The following is a 22,809-nucleotide window of genomic DNA, read 5'->3' as shown; positions in this document are numbered from 1 at the left end:
TTTCCATAAGGACGTGATTAAAAGTGTTGAAAGCAATTAAGATCAGGCTATACCCAACAACTGAACAAGAAAGAGCCCTAGCTAAGTCGTTTGGTTGTGCGCTCCAGGTACTGGAATTATGCCTTAAATGCTTGCATTCAACACTATAAACAAACAGGAAAGTCGTTAAAAATCAGTGTATAGAAAGCTTTTTTGCCTCAACTAAAAGTTGAGAATCCTTCGCTAAAGCAAGACTGTTACTCATTAATTTTGCAAGGGAAAGGGGCATCTGTCAATCAAGCCGGAAGCCCACAGTTACAAGGAAGATAAGTGTGGGTAATTCACTATGTCAAAGATATTTATATCTTTGACAATTTTTCATTTCATGAAAAATTAGCAAGGCTGGAGCTCTAAGAACATCATATAGCAATCCTAAATCATTCGTGAGAAACAAGATCCCCGACAACTTTTACGAAGTCGGGGATCTGTGACTCTCAATTCTCACAAAGAAAGCGGAGGATTCCCATACAATACGTCATTATAAAAAATCTCAATAGCCACTTAAATCCTTACTAGAGCAATGCATAGAGGAATTGTGAACTTATTGTTAAGCAAGTCTTGAGTCCAGAATCAGTTTTGACAAGTGAGAACTTGAGGTTTGACGACCCAGACTGTGGGTTTCACAAGTCAAATCGGACTGCTATAGTTTTCTTTTTGCTCACTTTTTCTGTAAAACTCATATTAAAAATTTTATGAAGAACTTCTTAAAATTTTGATGAACATCCTCCATATCTCATATTATTTTCTGTTGTTTCCTGTTCACTATTAAAATTAATTGAATAGAATGAAGGGCTTTGATATTAAGGAGAATCGAAATGGGACTTAGCAATGGTCTGTCAGATCCAAATAAAAAGAATATGGTGGTGGCTGACTGCACAAAGTTGTTAGACACGCAGGTTGCTTCAATGGGAGGAGTTTCTGGTCTCGCATTGAAAGCCGGCTACGCGGCTGTAAAAGGGATCGCGCCTAGTTATTGTGGCGAAGCCATCGAGCGTCTTTTGCCGGACTCTTTCACGGCACTCGATCCGATTTGGAGTGAGGGCATACAAACGGGCAACCCGGCAGAACACCTGATCCAGAACCGCTCTCGCACGGCGGACGCGTTGCTGAGCATCACTGACACAAAGATCGAGAAAAGCAAAAACACAACCGTGAAAGGGGTATATAACAAACTCCGCAACTCAGCTAAGAAGCACGTCGAGGACGCGGTACCGGGCTTAGCCAAGATCATTGATAACTACACCAAGAGCTGAGCGCGTATTTGGTGATAGCTGTTGACTGCTGAGTGGTAACACTCAACAGTCTCAAGTTACCTGTTTGAATGCAACTTGATATAGTAAATATAATTACGCCAGTTCAAATACGTTGTTAAAGACAATTTGTTTAGGCGATCGCCTAAAAAGTGCCGACGGTCAAATTATTTGTCGCTTTATTTGTCGCTCAAGAAGAACGCCTTAAAAGTCGCCAACATTCACAAGCAATTTCCCAATCTTCTTCAGTGTGAATCACCAATACCCGCACTGCTGAGTCAGGGGTGGCAATATCGATATCAACAGGTTTGTGTGCATTTTTTTCCTGGTCAACTTTTAGCCCTAAAAATGCAAAAGCTTCGCAAGCGGCGGCGCGAATGTCAGGAGTATTTTCACCTACACCTGCGGTAAATACCAATGCATCTAATCCCCCTAAGCTAGCGAGCATCGCACCAATATAAGACCGTAGGCGATGCACGTAGATATCCCACGCCAGTTGAGCACGGAAATTACCTTGAGAAATTGCCTCCCTAATCTGTCGCATATCATTAGAGACGCCAGAAATTCCACGTAAGCCAGAAGCGCGATTTAGGACATTGTCGAGATGATCAACCGACTCATCAGATTCGCGCAACAGGTGAATCAGAATCCCTGGATCAACCGCACCAGAACGAGCGCCCATCATCAATCCATCTAGGGGCGTAAATCCCATAGTCGTGTCAACGCTGCGACCGTTTTGTATCGCGGCTAAAGAGCAACCGTTGCCCAAATGACAAGTAATTAACCGTAGAGATGCTAATTCTCGACCGAGGATGCGAGCCGCACGCGCAGCGCAGTACTGATGACTGATGCCATGAAAGCCGTAGCGACGGATACCTTGCTCTACCCACTCATAGGGACCAGGATAGATGGCTGCTGCATCAGGGAGATGAGAATGAAAGGCGGTATCAAATACTGCAATTTGAGGAACAGATCCCCAATGTTGCTCAATCGCTTCTATTCCTTCCAGATTTGCTGGATTATGGGCAGGGGCAAGGGTTGCAAGATGAGCGATCGCCTTTTTCACATCCTCAGTAATTTCTACACTTTCACGGTAATCTTGTCCACCATGTACCACGCGATGCCCCACCACATCAATTTCTGATGGCTGAGTAATCACCTGAGTGGAACCGTTGCACAGTGTATCAAGTATACGAGCCATGACTTGATCTCGGGAGTCTGCTGGGATTTTCTCTTGCAATTCACCCTTGGCTGTTTTGACCTCGATTTCTGCAAAGCCTTGTTGGTGAGTCCAGTCTACTTTCGCTTCCCAAAGCGGTTTGAGAGGTTCTTCCGGGAGAGTATCACCCGTAATTTCGTACACACAACTCTTTTGACTGCTAGATCCGGCATTCAGTACCAGTATTTTCATCGAAAATTTGGGTAGAAACCCCGTCCTTCGTTTGACGGCTTTATATTTTTTGCGAACCATTACCGCCTTGGAGGTACTGAATCCCGTGTAGTTTTGCAATCTACTATCGGAAAGGGCAATTACAAACTGAAATCTTTCCCTCTGTACGCATAATGGTTTTGCTCCGTAGAGCCTTCCCGAAAGGGAGTAAAGTTAGCTGAGTGCTTCGCACACGCTCTTGCAACGACAATGTTAAACGGGCGGTACTATCCATTCATACACTGGCTTAACCCTCTAAACCTGTTTAATCTTTCGGTTCTAGAGCTTGGAACTAGCACTCTCCTCCAAGGTAGGAGTTTGAACACTTACCGTTAACGTAGTACCCGAAGGCACTGAGTCTGGTCAACTAATCCGCTTAGGTTTGAGGCGATGATCGCCCCCTCACCGTAGGGCAGGGGTGTTGACAGTCAGCAGAAACTGATTTTCAGAGTGGGTATGGCACTAACAATTATGAGATGATATCACTCGACGAACATCTGTCTAATGTGCCGTGTTTTAAATATTTTTAACGCTTCGATACATATCTTTTCTATTGATTGAACAGGGTAGCGCCTAGCTGCCATGAGATTTTGTATAATAACAAACTGGAATGAGACGTCAAAGACGTTCTTTCATACCAAACACGCGACGGGTTATCGACTTCATCAAACCAGGAAACAGGTGAAACATCGCCGTCCAGAGTTTTGCTGTGCCAACAATCACATCTGCTCGCCGATGCTGAACGCCATTCCAGATTGCTTTTGCTACATCTTCAGGGGTTTCCAGTACACGGCTATGAAGTGCCTTATCCACGAGTTCATATCGTGCATGAGCCATGCTCTCATCTTTTCCCCGAAAAATTCCTCGCTCCATCAATTGAGTCCGGATAAAACTGGGATAAATACCGCATACGTGAATTCCTTTGGGTGATAATTCTGCGCGTAATGCCTTTGTTAATCCGGTGACAGCAAACTTGCTTGTGGTGTAAGGCACCTGATAAGGAATTGGATCTAGCCCTCCTATAGAACTGATGTTGACGATCGCTCCGCTGCTTCGCTCTAGAAAATGCGGTAGCAGTGCATGAATCATATGAATGTAGCCCCAAAGATTGGTGTCAATCACCTGTTGCCAATCGTTTAACGAGAATTCCTCCACAGGTCCTAATGTGTAAATTGAGGCATCATTCACCAGCACATCGATATGACCAAATTCATTGATTGCAGCATCAACCAAATGCTTCACCTGAACTGGATCTCGAACATCGACAGAAATGGCAAGTGCCTTTCGTCCAAGCGATCGTACTTCAGAAGCCGCAGCTTCTAAGCGATCAAGTTGTCGTGCTGCTAAAACAACGTCATATCCATGATGAGCAAATTCTAAGGCGGTGGCTTTGCCGATTCCTTGCGATGCACCTGTGATGATGACAGTGTTAGGCATGGGATATGTAAGCTATCATTTTTTCTGACTGAACGGCAGTAGGCAAAACATGATCGGTTTTCAGGACTTTTGCCGATTATTTATAACTCATAAATAATATTACCAACAACAAAGAAAAGATGAACTTAAGCAATTTACTCGAAAAAGAACTTGCCCGATGGAATGATATTATTTCTACCCGTACTCATGAGCCCAGAGCTTACATACACCGGGGGATGGTTCATTTTAAGCTAGGTAACATCGATGAGTCTATTGCTGACTTCGACATTGCAGAACAACTGGACTCTCGTTTAACACCATACTTGTGGCAGCGGGGGTTATCATACTACTACGCTGAAAAATTTGCTGATGGTGCCAAACAATTTGAGGTGGACTTGAGCGTCAACTCTCAAGATGTGGAAGAAACAATATGGCGCTATCTTTGCATCGCCCGCCTTTACGGTGCTGCCAAAGCACGTCAGTCTTTGTTACCAGTAAAAAATGACCCCCGACTTGTAATGCGGCGCGTATACGATTTGTATGCAGGACATTGTTCAACAGATGATGTCCTGGCTGTTGGCACGAACAACGACAAGCGTGCCAAGTTTTACGCTTATCTTTACGTAGGATTGTATTTTGAAGCAGAGAACCGAACAGACGAAGCGCGACACTACATGACTCAAGCATTCAACGAATACGAGATTGACGATTATATGTGGCACGTGGCTGCCATACACCAAAAATTGCGAGGGTGGGATTAGGTGCTCATCTTGCCTACTGATACTAAGCTGCATTCATACAGGAAACTTTCTTTTTTCCTCTGTGTGTCAGGGACACTTTCTTCAACGGGGGGAACCCCCCAACGGGAGAGCCAGTTGCCTGCTGTCGGGAAACCCTCCTGCAGCACTGGTCTCACCGCACGAAGTGTCCTCCTCTGCGTCCTGGAGCGGTTCATTCAGGAAATTCTCTGTTTGAACGCAACTTGGTATGAAAAGTTTCCACTTTGTTTTTCAATAAGCACCTGAAGTTTAACTGTCCAGTTCAAAATCCGATAAAATCTTCAACACGAAAAACCTGCCCTTAAAACAGTGAACAGTACCAGCCGCAGTGACGCTTTCTCGGGCTGGTGGGGGATTTAAACCCGCCACCAACGCTCTCTGGTGCTCTTGGTGGGGGACTGAAACATGCAAAGGATGAAACTGAGAACTGATAACTGATAACTGGTAACTGTTAAAAAGGGGTTAGGGTTCCTTTGAGAATGGCTAGTTATCTATTCCTCAATGCCCACCCCTAGAACACCGATTCACTAATCCCAAAAACCCGGTTTCTGTTCCTGAAAAGATTAATTTTTCGTTGGCTGTAGAGACGCGCTGTTTGAAGCGTCTCTACAAAAAAATCGGTTTTTTAGCTCCAAGTCTGAATACTGAATTGGTGTTCTAGATATCAGGTAATCACAGTTGGCTTGTCCATTCCAGTTAAAGTACGAATTTGGGCAATCTCATCTGCAATGGTGATAAGTTCTGCCAATGCTTCCTGGGGATCAAGATTCTGCTTTGCCGGATCGGGTTCGTAGCTTTCTAAATAAAGCCTTAATGTCGCGCCTTGTGTGCCTGTACCAGATAGCCGGAAGACAATCCGCGAACCATCGGTGAAGCCAATACGAACTCCTTGCTTCTGACTGATGCTACCATCAATCGGGTCGGTATAACTGAAGTCATCACCGTAGTCAACCTCGTAGGAACCATACCGCTTTCCTTTGAGGTTTGGCGCAATAGCACGGAGACTTGTGATTAAGTTGTTCGCGCGATCGCTATCTACTTCTTCATAGTCATGGCGAGAGTAATAATTGCGCCCGTAGGTTTGCCAATGTTCTGTGACAATCTGCTCTACTGACTGTTGCCGTACTGCTAATATATTTAGCCAGAACAGCACTGCCCAGAGTCCATCTTTCTCGCGGATATGGTTGGAACCTGTGCCGAAACTCTCTTCGCCGCAGAGGGTTGCTCTACCTGCATCTAGCAAATTGCCAAAGAATTTCCAGCCTGTGGGAGTTTCATAACACTCAATCCCAAGTTGTTTCGCCACACGGTCTGCTGCTTGACTGGTGGGCATAGAGCGGGCAATTCCAGCAAGACCAGAACTATACCCAGGAACTAATTTAGCATTTGCTGCCAGTATTGCTAAGCTATCGCTGGGAGTGACGAAAAATCGGCTACCCAGAATCATGTTGCGATCGCCATCTCCATCAGAAGCAGCACCGAAATCAGGAGCATTTTCCCCGAACAGAATTTCCACCAGATCATGAGCGTAAACGAGGTTGGGGTCGGGATGTCCACCGCCAAAGTCCTCTAGGGCTGTGCCATTCGTGACAGTCCCTTGTGGTGCACCCAAACGCTCCTCAAAAATCTTGTGAGCATAAGGACCAGTCACAGCATGCAAAGAGTCGATGCACATACGGAACTGTCCGTTTGTCACCAATTCGCGGATGCGCTCAAAATCAAACAGCGACTGCATCAACTCTGCGTAGTCTGCAACAGAATCAATGACTTCCACCGCCATATCGCCTATCTTGAACTCTCCTAATGTATCAAGACTGACATCAGGAGCTTCCAATATTTTGTAGCTATCAATCTCTTTACTACGTTGATAGATGGCTTCCGTCACTTTTTCTGGGGCTGGTCCACCATTATCAATGTTGTATTTTATTCCAAAATCACCGTCTGGACCACCAGGGTTATGGCTTGCCGAAAGGATTATACCACCAAAGGTGTGATACTTGCGAATAATAGCAGAAGTAGCCGGGGTAGAAAGAATCCCACCTTGACCGACCAGCACTCGACCAAAGCGATTAGCGGCTGCCATTTTCAGGATAATTTGAATTGCCTGACGATTGTAGTAGCGACCATCGCCTCCCAAAACCAGAGTCTGACCTTGATATCCTTGCAGACTATCAAAGATGGACTGCACAAAGTTTTCTAAGTAATGAGGCTTTTGAAAGACAGAAACTTTCTTTCTGAGTCCAGAAGTACCTGGTTTCTGGTCGGTAAACGGTTGGGTTTGTATAGTTTTGCTAACCATAGCGATATTTGAGGCATTCACAACAAAAATTGCGTCAAGGGGACTAGGGATTGGGGATTAGGGATTGGGGATTGGGTAATAAAGCCGAAAAATTATGTCCGGAGAAATATTGACCGAAACCAAGTCGGGAGCATTTCCCCCAACAACCGTCCCCAGTACCCAGAAACAGTGCGGTATTCCTCCCCCACCATACGTACTCGTTGGTGGGGAGAACAGTGACCTCACCAGTTGATAGTCCTAACACTACTTAAGCAGATGTTGTCGCAACAACCTGCTGTAAAATTCTAATTTCCTTCCTCAGGTTGAATCTTAAGGAGATTGCCAATGGCTAATCACAAATTTTTCCAGCTAAACCTTGCTATTTCCCACTCACAAGGCATACAGAAGTTATTTGCCACAGCGATATTGCTGTTTGCCATAGTTTATCCGTCTTCATTTGCTCAAGCGGCTGACTCAAATAAGAACGATTTCAACAATACTTTTGGAATGCGGAGTTTACAGCCAGGAGTGAACCCACTTGGTGATCAACCTCAACCATTCGTCGTCGCTAGAAGATACGACAGGAGATCCCGAGTTCGCAGAATAATCATTGGCGGACCAGTCAGGCGAAATCAAGTTCGACGAGTTCGTGTACGACCAGTCGGGCGAAATCGAGTTCAACGAGTCTATCAACCAGTCAGGCGAAATCGAGTTCAACGAGTCTATGCACCAGTCAGACGATACAACAGATACAGGGGTCAGCGGGTGTATGTACGTTGACATCCTCCCCACGGCTGTTCAAATATCGCGCAGAGCGCTCATTTGAACAAAAAGCCGGGGGATTCCAAGACTTGCGCCTTGGGCTTTCTGGTTCCACGAGTCGGCTTATCTGAAGGGATTTCTCCACTCCCGTCCTATAAACTGGGCGGGCTAGAAGCCATTGGTGTCAACTTAACGCAAAACGGGCGGTTAGAAACCGCGCCTACACAAACAAAACCCACCTCCGTGGGTTAAAAAACCTTAATTTTCTGTTAGTCTGCCTCCGCAGACTTTGCCTGTGTAGCCGCGTTCGCGTAGCGTGCGCCTTCGCGCATATTCTATTCGCCGGGGCTTAAGTTGACACGTATGGCTAGAAGCCCACCCCACTCATATTGGATAATTTATTTGTTGGAAATCCCTAATGTAGTAAGCGCTGTCTTCGCTCTATTAAACTGAAGACAGCGCTTACTACAAACCCAGTTTGTGTGTATGAAATGGAAATAGCGTTTTCCACCTGCTGCTAACCTGGAAACATACATCCACAAGCAGCAGCACGCACCATGAAGAGAGAAGTTTTTAACTATCCTCCCAGCGTGGAAGTCTTAAAGTTGTTAACGCCAGGTTCCTTAAAACAAAACTTGGCGAAAGCGGTAAGATTATGGGTTATTTTACGTTCTATCTATGGAGATGATGTTGATGAAGTTAAATTAGAATTACAAGAGGAATTTACTTTCCTTGAATGGCGCGACTTATTTTTTCTTGATGCGACAAAGCAACATTCACGCGATAAAGCTCCAATTTTACATAACGAAGAATGTCGCTGCGCCACCAAATTAACTGACTGGCTGTTTACATCACCTTTAAGCATTGATAAAAGTAAATGGTTTCAGTCATTCCAAAAATATTATTCCATTCAATTTGATGAATTAGAAAGTTTACTATTGACGGGAGTCATTACTAATTACCGAAAAAATAGTCAACCAGATAACGAAGTTACTACTAGCAATAGCCAAAATCACCGCTTTTCTAAATCTTTATCTAACGGGCGTTTATTTGCTGTCACCAGTCGAAATTTGAAAGAACACGATTTTCAATCATTAGTCAATCTGGGATGGTTAAAAAAAGCAAGTCATCAAGAAAAAGTCAATCAAGTGAAATACTTGAAAGTAGATAGCTTTCCTGAGTGTTTCTTGGCTCGTCTTCAAGAGGCAGAAATTCCTTCTGAACAGTTTACAAATGAGGAATTATCTGCTTTTAATAATTCCTTGTCTCAACCAATTAATGGTATTCAGCGATTTTTTATTCACGCAGAGTACATAGTTCATCCCCAGTTATATAACCGCGTTGAGTTACTGCAAAAGCACCTTAAAAATATTTGGGCACAAGATAGTATACCGTTGGTGAAGTTAACTTATCGGAGTGCCAAACTATATCATGATACTGTCGATTGTATTGTTTATCCGGTTTGCATTTACTACTACCAACGCGCACCTTATCTATTTGCTTACGGTCAAACTCCCAAGCAAGATGACGAAAATCGTTGGAGCAAAATCGATTGGTATGATTACCGCCTTGACCGAATTCTCAAATTAGATGAATTGCCAAAAAATCTAGATGATGCAAATATTCCCAAACACTTTGTAGATAAATGTCAAGGCAAATATCCACCAACTCCTGATGATATTAAAGAAAAAATGTCAGTTGCTTGGGGATTTGATATCTACAAACCGCAGGAATTACTTGTGTTGAGATTTGACCAGTATTTCTATGCTAATTACATTACAGGAACAGAACGGGATCAAATGTTTACAAAAATCTCTCGCCAACAAGTTGAAAGATTGGTGAAATCTTACACTTTAGTAGCATCAGCAGAACAAAAATATCTGCTTTCAACCTTACAATCTCGTTCACCAAACGATAATTACTGTAAAGTGGATTATCGCGCCAATGATAATAACATCGTCATGCGTTTGCGGGCTTGGGGACCGAATGTAGAGGTTATTTTACCTTGGCATTTTCGAGAGCGCATGGCAAGAGATATGGAAGCTACTTACAAGCTTTATAAATAACAAACTTTATAAATAATCAGGGAAATTATACCATGAACTTAAACGCAACAGAAACATCAAAATTAACCCATCGTTTTGAACAAGCTTTGGTTTACGCTACTAGACTTCACGCCAAACAAACTAGAAAAGGAGGAGGTAACGTACCTTACATTAGTCACCTATTAAGTGTCGCAGCGTTGGTATTAGAAGATGGTGGCGACGAAGACGAAGCCATAGCAGCATTATTACATGATGCGATCGAAGACCAAGGAGGGGAAGCAACCCGCCAAGTCATTTTAAATATGTTTGGTGAAAGAGTTTGTGAAATAGTTGATGGTTGCACTGATGCAGATACAATACCAAAGCCACCTTGGCAAGAACGCAAACAGCAATATATTGAAAAATTGCGCCATGCTTCAGCTTCAATTCGCAGGGTAGCGCTAGCGGATAAATTGCATAATGCGCGTTGTATTTTGAGTGATTTACATAAAGAAGGGGAAGCAACCTGGCAAAAGTTTCAAGGTGGTAAAGATGGGACTTTATGGTATTACCGCACTTTGCTGGCATTCTTTTTAGAAAGTGATGCTACTTCCGGGTTAGTAAAGGAATTAAATCGCATTGTTGGTGAGTGGGAAAAGGTGAAAGATGATTGATATTGCTAGCAAGTTTCTCGATATTAAGAATTTTCAAAATGCTTGGCAAAAGGTAGCGGAAAATCACGGTTGTGCAGGAGTCGATGGAGAAACGATTGATAGTTTTGCCCGCAATCAAACCGTTAATATTTATCAATTACTCAATGCTGTCGCTAATAGTACTTATCAACCTTCTCCTTGCAAGCAGGTGATTATCCCTAAAAAAAACGGCACTCAAAGAGAGTTAAAAATACCAACTGTACGAGACAGAATTGTGCAGCAGGCTTTATTAAATATACTGTATCCGTTAATGGAGGAGAAATTTTCGCCTGCTAGTTTTGCTTATCGTCCCAATTTATCCTATCTCAATGCAGTAGAAAAAATCGCTGATTGGCGAGATATGGGATATCATTGGGTGTTAGATGCGGATATAGTCAAGTTTTTTGATAATATCGACCATAACAGGTTATTAAAAGAAGTCAGGCTACATATAGATAATCCGGGAATTTTATGTTTGATTAAATCTTGGATATCAGTTGGGGTGTTAACTGCAGAGGGGTTAGTTCTACCACAAAAAGGCATTCCTCAAGGTGCGGTGATTTCCCCGATTTTGGCGAACATTTATCTACATGAATTTGATGAATGGGTGAGTGCAACTGATTTAAAACTGGTGCGTTATGCAGATGATTTTCTGGTTTTATCACGTACTCAAGAGCGGATTTTGCAAGCAAAGTCAGAAATCATGAATCTGTTGGATTTGATGGGATTGATGATGAATGCAGAAAAAAGCCAAATTACTCATTTTGGGCGTGGGTTTCGGTTTTTAGGTCATGGTTTTTTAGAGAATGCAATTTTTCCTGTGAATGTTGACGAGGGAAAGCTGAAATCTGCTATAGAAAAACAAAATAAAGCTCAAAATAGCAGTAAAAAAAAAGTTCTAAATCTGGGGAACCAAGCCAGGAAACTAAGGAAAATATCGTAGAAACATATGGCGAATGGAATTCGCTGCTAGACAAACCAAGTCCGCCTACGCGGACTTATGTCGGGTCTGCGAAGCCAAGCTCACCTCGTTCCCATGCTCTGCATGGGAATGCAGTCAACGAGGTTCTACCTCCAGATAACGAGAAGCAGAGCATCTCTGAAATCGTTCCTAGCCTGGAGCCTGGGAACGAGGATATCACGTATTTGAGAAATATTGCAACTCTACATCAACCCTTTCTTGCAGAAATAGAGACAGAATTACCTCCTCAAACCGAAGAGGATAACAGCTTTTTTCAAAAAAATATTTGGCAGAGAGAAATGGCAGCTATCTATCTCATTGAACAAGGCACAAATATCTATAAAGACTACCAACGCTTTATTATTCATGTCTCAGAAAAACCTAAACTTGAAGTCCCCATTCGAGAAGTGCAGCAAATTCTCGTTTTTGGCAATATTCAACTATCAACTCCCGTGATTCAAGCTTGTTTACAAGAACAAATACCAGTATTATTTCTCAGTCAAAATGGTCAATATCACGGTCATTTATGGAGTGAAGAATCAACGAATTTAGAGAATCAATTAATCCAGATTGAGAGACGCAATCATGGCGACTTTCAATTTCAGGTCTCGAAAGCGATCGCTTTCGGTAAATTGATGAATTCCAAGCAGCTATTGTTGCGATTTAATCGCAAGCGCAAAGTCGCAGAAGTGGAAAAAGCTATTTTTGGCATCAGTCAAGATATCGACTCGCTGGATTTAGTAGATAATTTAGATTCGTTACGCGGTTATGAAGGAATAGCTGCTGCCAGATATTTTCCGGCTTTTGGGAAGTTAATTACTAATTCTAAGTTTGAATTTTCTCTGCGTAACCGTCAACCACCCACCGATCCAATAAATTCTTTATTGAGTTTTGGTTACACGCTGTTATTTAATAATGTTTTAAGTTTTATTATCGCTGAGGGGCTTTCTCCTTATTTGGGGAATTTTCACTATGGGGAAAAGCAAAAGCCATATTTAGCTTTCGATTTAATGGAGGAAATGAGGTCGGTTATTGTTGATAGCTTGATTTTAAACATTGTTAATCATTCTTTACTCAAACCGCAAGATTTTGACATAATTCCTAGTACAGGAGGAGTTTATTTAAATCAGACAGCTAGACGGGTATTTCTCAAATATTTTGAAAATCGGATGAATGAAGAGGTATCTCATCCAGATTTGCAATCTCAAATAACCTATCGCCATGCAATTCAATTGCAAGTGAGGCGATATAAACGGTGTTTGTTATCGGGGGTTCCCTATGAACCTTTTTTAAGAGCCGTGTAAATGCTGGTGCTTGTTGTGTATGATATTACTGATGATAAAAGGCGTACAAAGTTATCTAATTTCCTAGAGGGATATGGGCGAAGAGTCCAACTTTCTGTGTTTGAATGTTTTTTAAGTTTGGAGGAAATGCGAGAACTTCATGAAAAGGTGAAAAAGTTAGTTAAACCTGTGGAGGATAATGTGCGGTTTTATTGGATATCGCAGGAAGCAGTTTCGAGGGTGCTGACTATTGGTGGTGAGTCTCCCCAACCACCGCCAAAGTATTATGTTATCTAGGTTTGGGCAAGATTAGGGGTGGTTTTTAGGTCGTGCATCGACACCACTCGCCAAATCGCCGAAACCCTATATTTTTCGTTGAGTGGTGTCGATTGCTTGTAGGGCAAGGGTTTGAGGTATGTCTGTTGTTCTATTTCGTACAATATATATAATGTTTTTTAGAGTGGTGTCGATTTGGCGGCTGAAATCCTTACTGGGTAAGGGCTGCTAGACGAACTCCCTACCGATTGGGTTAAATCGGATTAGTTGGAAACGGTAAAGAGTTGATGCTGGATTACTGTAGTCCGCAACCCTACCGATTGGGTTAAATCGGATTAGTTGGAAACATTCGTACAGTTCTTTTCTTCCCTCTTTCCCTCTTACCCTACCGATTGGGTTAAATCGGATTAGTTGGAAACTCTGAATAAACTTCGGAAAACCTACCTCCTCCGCTACCCTACCGATTGGGTTAAATCGGATTAGTTGGAAACAAAATAGTTGTCCTGTGGTACTATTATAAACGAAGTCTCCCCTACCGATTGGGTTAAATCGGATTAGTTGGAAACACGTAACATGGGTAGCAGTACTTGTTATTATTTCTACCCCTACCGATTGGGTTAAATCGGATTAGTTGGAAACCATTTCCAAGCTTTTCGCTACGGCATTAAGTTTATCTTGCGCCCTACCGATTGGGTTAAATCGGATTAGTTGGAAACCTGATGTCGTTGCACTATTAGCAACATCCCTGAAGTCCCCTACCGATTGGGTTAAATCGGATTAGTTGGAAACCTTATTATTTTTTGTGTTCCCTTAAAGTTAAAATACCCTACCGATTGGGTTAAATCGGATTAGTTGGAAACCTAAACATGAATTTCTCCATTGAGTAGTTTGTTGGTTGCCCTACCGATTGGGTTAAATCGGATTAGTTGGAAACTTTCCATAAGTGTCAATGTCAGGAAGAGTAATTTCTCCCCTACCGATTGGGTTAAATCGGATTAGTTGGAAACATCAAGGGTTTGGGTGGTTGCGAAACACATAAATCCCTACCGATTGGGTTAAATCGGATTAGTTGGAAACGACTACCTTGTGGCTAGCCATTAATGGTCGATACACCCTACCGATTGGGTTAAATCGGATTAGTTGGAAACAGTAGGATTTTGCTTTCGCAAAAACTTTTTGGTTCCCTACCGATTGGGTTAAATCGGATTAGTTGGAAACTTTTGATGATTTACAGGGTATATAAGATTATATACCCTCCCTACCGATTGGGTTAAATCGGATTAGTTGGAAACCAAAACACAAGCAAGCCGAGGAGATTCATTATAACCCTACCGATTGGGTTAAATCGGATTAGTTGGAAACATCAGATATTGCATCTGGAGGCTTTACAGGATACCATGCCCTACCGATTGGGTTAAATCGGATTAGTTGGAAACTCTAAAAAGAAGATTTCTAGTATTTCATCTACCCTACCGATTGGGTTAAATCGGATTAGTTGGAAACTTGAACTGGTTGATCTTTGACTTTAACAACTTCTTCGGCCCCTACCGATTGGGTTAAATCGGATTAGTTGGAAACCATTGTATAATACTGGAGAAATGGGTTCTCCTACCCTACCGATTGGGTTAAATCGGATTAGTTGGAAACCAGAAGTTGTCGTTGTAGCTTTTTCACTACCTGCCCCTACCGATTGGGTTAAATCGGATTAGTTGGAAACACTAACACCCTACTCAGCTGTCTTACCAGCGTTTCCACCCTACCGATTGGGTTAAATCGGATTAGTTGGAAACTTTGCTAACTCTTTTCCATTAACTGTCATCATCCCTACCGATTGGGTTAAATCGGATTAGTTGGAAACTTTTCTACACTGTCCTCAGCATTTGGATTAATCATTACCCTACCGATTGGGTTAAATCGGATTAGTTGGAAACTCTATGAGTTTATGAGTAGTTTTTAAAAACTAACACCCTACCGATTGGGTTAAATCGGATTAGTTGGAAACTAAACCTCTGTAAAAAATAAAATTACTTTAAAAAAAAACCCTACCGATTGGGTTAAATCGGATTAGTTGGAAACTTTTGGCCTACTTCTTCGAAGAAGTGTGTCTCGCTGAACCCTACCGATTGGGTTAAATCGGATTAGTTGGAAACGATCGCCAGGCTTAGAAGTATCTGAGTTTCCTTGTGCCCTACCGATTGGGTTAAATCGGATTAGTTGGAAACGACAACAAATTCTTTGTTGTCACTTTTGTTTGACCCTACCGATTGGGTTAAATCGGATTAGTTGGAAACTGGGAGAATGTTTCGTGAGCCATCAGAATACCCTACCGATTGGGTTAAATCGGATTAGTTGGAAACAAATAGGTTGCTGCGGCTGTTGAGTAGCTTGTGACTCCCCTACCGATTGGGTTAAATCGGATTAGTTGGAAACTTTCTCAGAAAGCTCTGGAAGTTCAATTGGTAAAATACCGCCCTACCGATTGGGTTAAATCGGATTAGTTGGAAACCGTGAGAGTTTTTTGAAGTCTGGATCTCGAACCAGCCCTACCGATTGGGTTAAATCGGATTAGTTGGAAACTGTCCAGTCCTGTAATGTTGCAGGTCTTATTGTGGCCCTACCGATTGGGTTAAATCGGATTAGTTGGAAACTCAAACTTGTAAGTTTGAGGCTCTCCCTTGTAAGGAAGATACCCTACCGATTGGGTTAAATCGGATTAGTTGGAAACGCTAGTAGCAGAGGTCTTAGGATCTTTTCCAATGGCTGCCCTACCGATTGGGTTAAATCGGATTAGTTGGAAACCTTTCTCCATTTTTTTTGAGGAAAAAGTAGCTTCGTACCCTACCGATTGGGTTAAATCGGATTAGTTGGAAACATAAGTACTTTACATCTTCGATCAGCTCGCTGTACCCCCTACCGATTGGGTTAAATCGGATTAGTTGGAAACAAGTATTTTTGGTTACTCCAAATGGCTTAGTTCCCCCTACCGATTGGGTTAAATCGGATTAGTTGGAAACTCTCCCGTAACGAAGTTTTGGGCTTGTTCACCAAGAAACCCTACCGATTGGGTTAAATCGGATTAGTTGGAAACCGATAGTTAGCTTCAACTCTATTTTTGCTAGTTGTAACCCCTACCGATTGGGTTAAATCGGATTAGTTGGAAACTCCGACATATTGTTGCCTTATTACTCTACCAATAGTGCCCTACCGATTGGGTTAAATCGGATTAGTTGGAAACATACTAATCCTACTGGATCAGTTTATTCTGATAACCCTACCGATTGGGTTAAATCGGATTAGTTGGAAACGGAAATGGTTGCATCCGGTTCCACAGTCACTTGTGGCCCTACCGATTGGGTTAAATCGGATTAGTTGGAAACCTCTTGGAAGCATGGTGAACATACTAACAAGCCCTACCGATTGGGTTAAATCGGATTAGTTGGAAACCATCAGGCTCGCCATCTGTAACAACCAAAATGGTCTCTCCCCTACCGATTGGGTTAAATCGGATTAGTTGGAAACGTAGGGAAATCGTTCCTGTAATAAAATGGGTTTGCCTCCCTACCGATTGGGTTAAATCGGATTAGTTGGAAACGTTCGTTCTGTTTTGCTGATACAACAAATAAGAAAAAATGCCCTACCGATTGGGTTAAATCGGATTAGTTGGAAACGAAAGGCCAAGCTCCTGTACTTGGTCCAATGCTTTCCCTACCGATTGGGTTAAATCGGATTAGTTGGAAACTATTTTTTTAACGAGTAATCTTTCGGTTATATTATCTATATCCCCTACCGATTGGGTTAAATCGGATTAGTTGGAAACCACTTTTTAGTGAGTGTACTTGATCTATATTACCCTACCGATTGGGTTAAATCGGATTAGTTGGAAACACTAATAATTTTTTAGCTAGCTTTTTCAAAAAAAAAACCCTACCGATTGGGTTAAATCGGATTAGTTGGAAACTTTATATTGAGTGGTAGGTCAAAATGTTGAACGTCACAAGCCCTACCGATTGGGTTAAATCGGATTAGTTGGAAACTATTTGTGTATCTAAAATATTGCAAGGTTTTTCTTCAATCCCTACCGATTGGGTTAAATCGGATTAGTTGGAAACTCGAACGTCGACGACATGCGCTCGAACATCGCCCCTACCGATTGGGTTAAATCGGATTAGTTGGAAACGAATATTCATTCGGATTTTTAGCTGTTCCCATAGAATACCCTACCGATTGGGTTAAATCGGATTAGTTGGAAACGTGTTGATGAATGGTGACTTTCTATTTTTTTTAAAAAACCCCTACCGATTGGGTTAAATCGGATTAGTTGGAAACAATAAATTCTTTTTCCGGCACTTTGGGTGAAAGCCCCTACCGATTGGGTTAAATCGGATTAGTTGGAAACGTTTGCCCTGAACCTCACGCAGTTCTTTGGTATCATTTTCCCCTACCGATTGGGTTAAATCGGATTAGTTGGAAACCATTTTTTTCTTGCTGAGCAAGCTGCATGGGTGCACCCTACCGATTGGGTTAAATCGGATTAGTTGGAAACGCATCTTTGTTGTTTTCAAAAAACATATAGTAGTTAGAGAGCCCTACCGATTGGGTTAAATCGGATTAGTTGGAAACAAACGGAATTAAGCCCTAATTTTTTGTGTATCCCTACCGATTGGGTTAAATCGGATTAGTTGGAAACCATTAATGTAGATTCTAGTGATTGTATTATTTGCCCTACCGATTGGGTTAAATCGGATTAGTTGGAAACGGTAAATTCAATCACTGTTGCCAGTTCTGCTCTCACCCCTACCGATTGGGTTAAATCGGATTAGTTGGAAACTATTAGCATGAACGCTTTCCCAACTTGGAGAAACCCCCTACCGATTGGGTTAAATCGGATTAGTTGGAAACACTGGAGAGGTTCTTCCATCTACTCTAGCAACCCCTACCGATTGGGTTAAATCGGATTAGTTGGAAACCATTACAAATTTTTAAAACTTCGCATTTTTTTGCTAAATCCCCTACCGATTGGGTTAAATCGGATTAGTTGGAAACCAAAAATCCTTAATCTTACAGCATGAATTGATTGTCCCTACCGATTGGGTTAAATCGGATTAGTTGGAAACGAAACGGTAGAATTGCTTCTATTGACCCTCGCAAAGCCACCCTACCGATTGGGTTAAATCGGATTAGTTGGAAACTTTACTATGTCGTATGTAAATGTAGAATCAGAAAAAATACCCCTACCGATTGGGTTAAATCGGATTAGTTGGAAACAACAGCCTGCTCATTCATGGGCTTTATCCTTATCGCTGCCCCTACCGATTGGGTTAAATCGGATTAGTTGGAAACTGCTGCATCTCTGATAATAACAACACTCCCACTTGCCCCTACCGATTGGGTTAAATCGGATTAGTTGGAAACCTATGTCTTCTTGATTGTCCATAGGCACACCTCGAAACCCCTACCGATTGGGTTAAATCGGATTAGTTGGAAACACGAGCCCGGAAACCGGGTTTTCAACATCAAAAAAAAACCCTACCGATTGGGTTAAATCGGATTAGTTGGAAACCCCATAAATTGGCAGATTAAGCATAATCCAGTAGTAGACCCTACCGATTGGGTTAAATCGGATTAGTTGGAAACTTTATGCGCCGGTTACTACGTGATTGCTCCCAAGCCCTACCGATTGGGTTAAATCGGATTAGTTGGAAACTGCCAAAAGTTTATCCTATTTTAGAGGCTAAAATAAGCCCTACCGATTGGGTTAAATCGGATTAGTTGGAAACTACCATTTCTCGGGCATTTTGCCTCCAAAATGGCACCCCTACCGATTGGGTTAAATCGGATTAGTTGGAAACTTAACCACTTTCGTAAATTTTTTTTCGCCCTCTACGTATCCACCCTACCGATTGGGTTAAATCGGATTAGTTGGAAACGCTAAGAAAAAGTTTGAGTATAACTTGGAAATTTCTACCCTACCGATTGGGTTAAATCGGATTAGTTGGAAACAATAGGGCGCTAGCAGCTGCCTCCATGGACCGTAACGGCCCTACCGATTGGGTTAAATCGGATTAGTTGGAAACAGTCGTTGAGTACTTTGTGTCAGAAAACTGTGCAATCCCCTACCGATTGGGTTAAATCGGATTAGTTGGAAACCTTGTGAGGTGGTCTTTTTATTACAAGGCATAGTCGCCCTACCGATTGGGTTAAATCGGATTAGTTGGAAACCTCACATGAGAGGCTGGCATATTAGTGCGTTCTCTAACCCCTACCGATTGGGTTAAATCGGATTAGTTGGAAACCTGGGCTTGACAATAAAGGTTAGGCGGCTTCTTATTAAAACCCTACCGATTGGGTTAAATCGGATTAGTTGGAAACATAGGAGCAGAAATGAGGCCTACTGCAAGGGTACTTAGGCCCTACCGATTGGGTTAAATCGGATTAGTTGGAAACTTGCTGGCAAATGTAATGACTCCCTGCTGCACATCACCCCTACCGATTGGGTTAAATCGGATTAGTTGGAAACGTAATAGGATAAACGAAAGCCCTTTTTCCTCCAATTGTAACCCTACCGATTGGGTTAAATCGGATTAGTTGGAAACCTTAGCAGTTTCTTGGGTTGAGGACTCTTCAGAGACCCTACCGATTGGGTTAAATCGGATTAGTTGGAAACCATCGACAATATCAGCAACCGGGTTCTCGCAGTCGACCCTACCGATTGGGTTAAATCGGATTAGTTGGAAACGCTACTTCAAGATCAAGTCCGGCTTCCGAGAAGAGTATGCCCTACCGATTGGGTTAAATCGGATTAGTTGGAAACGATCAGATCCCCGGTGATGGCGTCCTTCCAGCCCTACCGATTGGGTTAAATCGGATTAGTTGGAAACTTTACGATTCACACGTAAACCTCATGAGGAAAGAACCCTACCGATTGGGTTAAATCGGATTAGTTGGAAACTCCTTTTCTGTTTCTTGTTCTGCCCAATTCAAGCCCTACCGATTGGGTTAAATCGGATTAGTTGGAAACATTTCCTTCTTTTGCGAAAATTTCGCTTTCTTGCACCCTACCGATTGGGTTAAATCGGATTAGTTGGAAACTCATTGTGATTTGCAAACAAGAGAGATGCCAAGTCATCCCTACCGATTGGGTTAAATCGGATTAGTTGGAAACACTAGAACTTCCGCCAGCACCGCCAGTTCCTGTACCCTACCGATTGGGTTAAATCGGATTAGTTGGAAACACAAATCTATAGAAAACAGCAGATTAAACTTCCCATCTTCAAACCAAGTAGAATGGAGAATTTTGCGCTAAGTTAAATAAGAAGTTTCAAAAACTGGAGTTTAGACTAAAACAGGCGATCGCTACACGGTGGCAGCAGACTGGGTAAAAGGTATAAACAATTAAGGAGATGCCTGTGTTAAAACAAGCATCTCCCGACGGAAGATGAGAGAAGCACTACCAACTCACATCAACCACTATGGATGTTTTTGCCAGAATAAAGGCAATAGTCAAAAAATGACAAGTGAGAAAGTCGATAAATTTAGCTATCACTAGCACAGTGAAAATCGTGCTTTTATTCCTTGAAATCAGATTTTGCTGAATTGTATATTTCCCTGATAAAATCCTTGTCTTTAGCAACTTCCTTTGTCGCAACTTTTAAATTCTTTTCATTAATGGGCACATTTGAGGAAACAAGAAACATGATTGCTTTCAAGTAAGTCCAACCCATTACAGTCGAAATAGCATAGAAAGTAGCACCTGTGACTGCCATTCCTCCAGCTGTTCCCAAAACTGGGAATATTTTTAAAATAGAGCCTCCAACTGATCCCAGTATCATTCCTGGAATAATTGACAATACATTTGTTCCTATTGCCGATGCAACTGATTTTAAAATGTTTTTGCTCAGTGAAATGCCAAGTGCGCTATTTATTCGGGCATACATTGTCCAAGTATTAGCTACAAAGGCTAATATATCTACTCCTGGAGCTATCACAAGAACGCCACAGGTAGCAGAAATATAGGAGTGTTGTCTAATAGTTTCTACAGCTTTCTTCGCATCGTCACCTATCAAAGAGACTAACTCCTCATATACTGCCGTCTCCGCAGCGATTAGTCCTGAAAAAATTTGGCTTGTTTGCATGGGTTCTTTTTTCATAAGTTTCTAACTGTTGAATATTCCCTAAATCTGACGTTGATGTATTTAATTTAATGAGTTACTGGAAAACGACATTTCCAGGTATTTGCAGGCGGGCTGAATTTGTATATCCAACTCACTGCATTAAGCGGGTTCCCTAACTTGTAGCAAGACAAGAGCGTGTTTTCCAACTCGGAAAGTAGGTTGGGTTAAGCGCAGCGCAACGAAGCAAATGTTGGGTTTGAAAACAATCCCTAGGTGCTAATAACATCGCTAAAAAGTACTCAGGCTACACTTAACTTTATATACTTAGCAATTTGATATTGAATGTCATCTAAAAAAATTACATCATCAGCTACTTTCAAAAGCTGCTGGCTTAACATACTCTTCTTGGCAACAACAGTTACCTCTGCACCGCGTCGTTGAATTTCGGCTATTACAGGAATAAAATCACCATCACCGCTCACCAGAATCACCTTATCTTGCTGTTTCACTTCTCCCAACATATCAACAGCAATTTTTACATCATCACCAACAGTTTTGACAGTATTGCTATCTGGTCGAGGTAAAATAGGAAGTCCAATGACTTCATAACGCAAATGTTCTAAATAACTAATAAAACCCTTTTGTCCTTCAGTCATGGGTGAATGAACACCAGTGTAATATTTAAAAGTGGTAACAGTTGCATTTTGAGAAAGTTCTACCCGTAAAGCATTATAATCAAGCTCAATGTGCAAGCTATCGAGAGCAAAACTTAAATTATTGCCATCAATATAAACACGAGTTACTGATGTTTGAGTATCAGGAAGGAATTTCACTGATGGTTTTTGAGAAATTGGTTGATGATTTTCAGATTTAGGAGCAGTTTGATTGCCTGACTTTTGCAGTTGAGCAATATTTCCTAAGATGACTTTTTGTTGATGCTGTAATTTATCTATTTTAGAAAGATAAAGACGCTGACAGGTATCTTGAGTTTTGACTTTTTTCTCAAGTTTCTTGAATTCACACTGTGCGTCACAGAGTTTAGCTTGCAGGCAGGTATTTTCTTTGGTTAATAGGGTTAATTGCTTTTGTTTATTGGCATCTAATTGGTGCTGTTTGACTAGTATTTCTCTAGAAATAGCTCCCAATGCAGTGATTTCACCCAATACTCGCAGTAGAGGTTGTTTGCTAGTAGTTCCAGTGAAGATGCACGCCATAGATACAACCAATGTGATTGGGAATAATTGAGTAAGTTTCATAATGTGACTCACTAATATTTGACTTTGATGTATTTAATTTAGTGAGTTGGTGGAAAGTGATATTTCCAGTTATGGGGACAATACGGTTCAGATAAGATAATTTTCAAGAACGGTAACTTTTGTCTTGACGTTGCATACAACGTCAAGACAAGTGTGAAATTTCCAATGTCAAATTTCCAAAAATCATCCTGTTTCTCGTTTCTCGTTCCTTGTCTCTGGCAAGGAATGCATAACTTGAGGCAGAGCCTCAATA

17 protein-coding genes and 1 CRISPR repeat array are annotated in these 22,809 nt (G+C 41.9%); of the genes, 11 read left to right on the top strand and 6 right to left on the bottom strand.

Going from position 1 to position 22,809, the window contains the following annotated elements:
• Positions 1 to 23: 23 nt before the first annotated feature.
• Together ACM0OZ_RS04665 and ACM0OZ_RS04660 are read left to right on the top strand one after the other, a co-directional pair.
• The gene (locus tag ACM0OZ_RS04665) at positions 24 to 149 is read left to right on the top strand and encodes a helix-turn-helix domain-containing protein (protein WP_414581655.1); all 126 of its coding nucleotides are present in this window, start codon (positions 24 to 26) and stop codon (positions 147 to 149) included.
• 705 nt (positions 150 to 854) lie between these two features.
• On the top strand, positions 855 to 1,292 hold the full coding sequence (locus ACM0OZ_RS04660; RefSeq protein ID WP_414581654.1) for a DUF6918 family protein: 438 nt from the start codon (positions 855 to 857) through the stop codon (positions 1,290 to 1,292).
• Positions 1,293 to 1,479: 187 nt separating this feature from the next.
• Here ACM0OZ_RS04660 and ACM0OZ_RS04655 read toward each other — a convergent pair whose 3' ends face one another.
• Both ACM0OZ_RS04655 and ACM0OZ_RS04650 read right to left on the bottom strand, forming a co-directional pair.
• Positions 1,480 to 2,700, bottom strand: coding sequence for an acetate kinase (locus tag ACM0OZ_RS04655; RefSeq protein WP_414581653.1), 1,221 nt, complete (start codon positions 2,698 to 2,700; stop codon positions 1,480 to 1,482).
• Between the two features lie 636 nt (positions 2,701 to 3,336).
• The gene (locus tag ACM0OZ_RS04650; RefSeq protein WP_414581652.1) at positions 3,337 to 4,155 is read right to left on the bottom strand and encodes an SDR family NAD(P)-dependent oxidoreductase; all 819 of its coding nucleotides are present in this window, start codon (positions 4,153 to 4,155) and stop codon (positions 3,337 to 3,339) included.
• 119 nt (positions 4,156 to 4,274) lie between these two features.
• Here ACM0OZ_RS04650 and ACM0OZ_RS04645 point away from each other — a divergent pair, with 119 nt between their 5' ends.
• Complete coding sequence (locus tag ACM0OZ_RS04645) at positions 4,275 to 4,895, top strand: tetratricopeptide repeat protein (RefSeq protein ID WP_414581651.1); 621 nt, start codon at positions 4,275 to 4,277, stop codon at positions 4,893 to 4,895.
• Positions 4,896 to 5,577: 682 nt separating this feature from the next.
• On the opposite strand, the gene ACM0OZ_RS04640 is transcribed toward ACM0OZ_RS04645, so the two are convergent.
• The gene (locus ACM0OZ_RS04640) at positions 5,578 to 7,212 is read right to left on the bottom strand and encodes an alpha-D-glucose phosphate-specific phosphoglucomutase (RefSeq protein WP_414581650.1); all 1,635 of its coding nucleotides are present in this window, start codon (positions 7,210 to 7,212) and stop codon (positions 5,578 to 5,580) included.
• A gap of 94 nt (positions 7,213 to 7,306) precedes the next feature.
• Between ACM0OZ_RS04640 and ACM0OZ_RS04635 the strand changes: the two genes are divergently transcribed.
• The 8 genes from ACM0OZ_RS04635 (at position 7,307) to cas2 (ending at position 13,210) form a co-directional block, all read left to right on the top strand.
• A complete protein-coding gene (locus ACM0OZ_RS04635; protein ID WP_414581649.1) occupies positions 7,307 to 7,444 on the top strand; it encodes a hypothetical protein in 138 nt (45 codons plus the stop codon).
• A gap of 92 nt (positions 7,445 to 7,536) precedes the next feature.
• Complete coding sequence (locus tag ACM0OZ_RS04630) at positions 7,537 to 7,971, top strand: hypothetical protein (protein WP_414581648.1); 435 nt, start codon at positions 7,537 to 7,539, stop codon at positions 7,969 to 7,971.
• Positions 7,972 to 8,013: 42 nt separating this feature from the next.
• Positions 8,014 to 8,205 carry a hypothetical protein gene (locus ACM0OZ_RS04625; RefSeq protein ID WP_414581647.1) on the top strand — a complete coding sequence of 64 codons (192 nt, stop codon included), beginning with the start codon at positions 8,014 to 8,016 and terminating at the stop codon, positions 8,203 to 8,205.
• 305 nt (positions 8,206 to 8,510) lie between these two features.
• Positions 8,511 to 10,019, top strand: coding sequence for a TIGR03985 family CRISPR-associated protein (locus ACM0OZ_RS04620; protein ID WP_414581646.1), 1,509 nt, complete (start codon positions 8,511 to 8,513; stop codon positions 10,017 to 10,019).
• A 32-nt stretch (positions 10,020 to 10,051) separates the two neighbouring features.
• Complete coding sequence (locus ACM0OZ_RS04615; RefSeq protein ID WP_414581645.1) at positions 10,052 to 10,651, top strand: HD domain-containing protein; 600 nt, start codon at positions 10,052 to 10,054, stop codon at positions 10,649 to 10,651.
• Positions 10,644 to 11,612 carry a group II intron reverse transcriptase/maturase gene (ltrA, locus tag ACM0OZ_RS04610; RefSeq protein WP_414581644.1) on the top strand — a complete coding sequence of 323 codons (969 nt, stop codon included), beginning with the start codon at positions 10,644 to 10,646 and terminating at the stop codon, positions 11,610 to 11,612. The genes ACM0OZ_RS04615 and ltrA overlap by 8 nt, the downstream gene beginning before the upstream one ends.
• 203 nt (positions 11,613 to 11,815) lie before the next feature.
• On the top strand, positions 11,816 to 12,934 hold the full coding sequence (gene cas1 / locus ACM0OZ_RS04605; protein WP_414581643.1) for a CRISPR-associated endonuclease Cas1: 1,119 nt from the start codon (positions 11,816 to 11,818) through the stop codon (positions 12,932 to 12,934).
• The gene (cas2, locus tag ACM0OZ_RS04600; protein WP_414581642.1) at positions 12,935 to 13,210 is read left to right on the top strand and encodes a CRISPR-associated endonuclease Cas2; all 276 of its coding nucleotides are present in this window, start codon (positions 12,935 to 12,937) and stop codon (positions 13,208 to 13,210) included. It begins immediately after the preceding gene.
• On the opposite strand, the gene ACM0OZ_RS04595 is transcribed toward cas2, so the two are convergent.
• The 3 genes from ACM0OZ_RS04595 to ACM0OZ_RS04585 form a co-directional block, all read right to left on the bottom strand.
• A complete protein-coding gene (locus tag ACM0OZ_RS04595; protein ID WP_414581641.1) occupies positions 13,207 to 13,353 on the bottom strand; it encodes a hypothetical protein in 147 nt (48 codons plus the stop codon). The two genes, cas2 and ACM0OZ_RS04595, sit on opposite strands and share 4 nt — an antisense overlap.
• 75 nt (positions 13,354 to 13,428) lie before the next feature.
• Positions 13,429 to 20,421: a CRISPR direct-repeat array (repeat unit 36 nt; unit sequence CCCTACCGATTGGGTTAAATCGGATTAGTTGGAAAC).
• 333 nt (positions 20,422 to 20,754) lie between these two features.
• Positions 20,755 to 21,336, bottom strand: a complete 582-nt coding sequence (locus ACM0OZ_RS04590) for a hypothetical protein (RefSeq protein WP_414581640.1) — start codon at positions 21,334 to 21,336, stop codon at positions 20,755 to 20,757.
• A 263-nt stretch (positions 21,337 to 21,599) separates the two neighbouring features.
• Positions 21,600 to 22,463 carry an NYN domain-containing protein gene (locus ACM0OZ_RS04585; protein WP_414581639.1) on the bottom strand — a complete coding sequence of 288 codons (864 nt, stop codon included), beginning with the start codon at positions 22,461 to 22,463 and terminating at the stop codon, positions 21,600 to 21,602.
• Between the last annotated feature and the right edge of the window lie 346 nt (positions 22,464 to 22,809).

This window comes from Scytonema sp. PCC 10023 (assembly GCF_963920835.1).
GTDB lineage: Bacteria > Cyanobacteriota > Cyanobacteriia > Cyanobacteriales > Nostocaceae > Kalymmatonema.
Note: the sequence above shows the minus strand (reverse complement) of the source record. Positions and strands in the feature narration are given on the sequence as shown.

Excerpts from the sequence above, each read along its gene's own strand:
- ACM0OZ_RS04660 (WP_414581654.1), top strand. The coding sequence starts at position 855 with ATGGGACTTAGCAATGGTCTGTCAGATCCAAATAAAAAGAATATGGTG.
- ACM0OZ_RS04655 (WP_414581653.1), bottom strand. The coding sequence starts at position 2,700 with ATGAAAATACTGGTACTGAATGCCGGATCTAGCAGTCAAAAGAGTTGT.
- ACM0OZ_RS04650 (WP_414581652.1), bottom strand. The coding sequence starts at position 4,155 with ATGCCTAACACTGTCATCATCACAGGTGCATCGCAAGGAATCGGCAAA.
- ACM0OZ_RS04645 (WP_414581651.1), top strand. The coding sequence starts at position 4,275 with ATGAACTTAAGCAATTTACTCGAAAAAGAACTTGCCCGATGGAATGAT.
- ACM0OZ_RS04640 (WP_414581650.1), bottom strand. The coding sequence starts at position 7,212 with ATGGTTAGCAAAACTATACAAACCCAACCGTTTACCGACCAGAAACCA.
- ACM0OZ_RS04635 (WP_414581649.1), top strand. The coding sequence starts at position 7,307 with ATGTCCGGAGAAATATTGACCGAAACCAAGTCGGGAGCATTTCCCCCA.
- ACM0OZ_RS04630 (WP_414581648.1), top strand. The coding sequence starts at position 7,537 with ATGGCTAATCACAAATTTTTCCAGCTAAACCTTGCTATTTCCCACTCA.
- ACM0OZ_RS04620 (WP_414581646.1), top strand. The coding sequence starts at position 8,511 with ATGAAGAGAGAAGTTTTTAACTATCCTCCCAGCGTGGAAGTCTTAAAG.
- ACM0OZ_RS04615 (WP_414581645.1), top strand. The coding sequence starts at position 10,052 with ATGAACTTAAACGCAACAGAAACATCAAAATTAACCCATCGTTTTGAA.
- ltrA (WP_414581644.1), top strand. The coding sequence starts at position 10,644 with ATGATTGATATTGCTAGCAAGTTTCTCGATATTAAGAATTTTCAAAAT.
- cas2 (WP_414581642.1), top strand. The coding sequence starts at position 12,935 with ATGCTGGTGCTTGTTGTGTATGATATTACTGATGATAAAAGGCGTACA.
- ACM0OZ_RS04590 (WP_414581640.1), bottom strand. The coding sequence starts at position 21,336 with ATGAAAAAAGAACCCATGCAAACAAGCCAAATTTTTTCAGGACTAATC.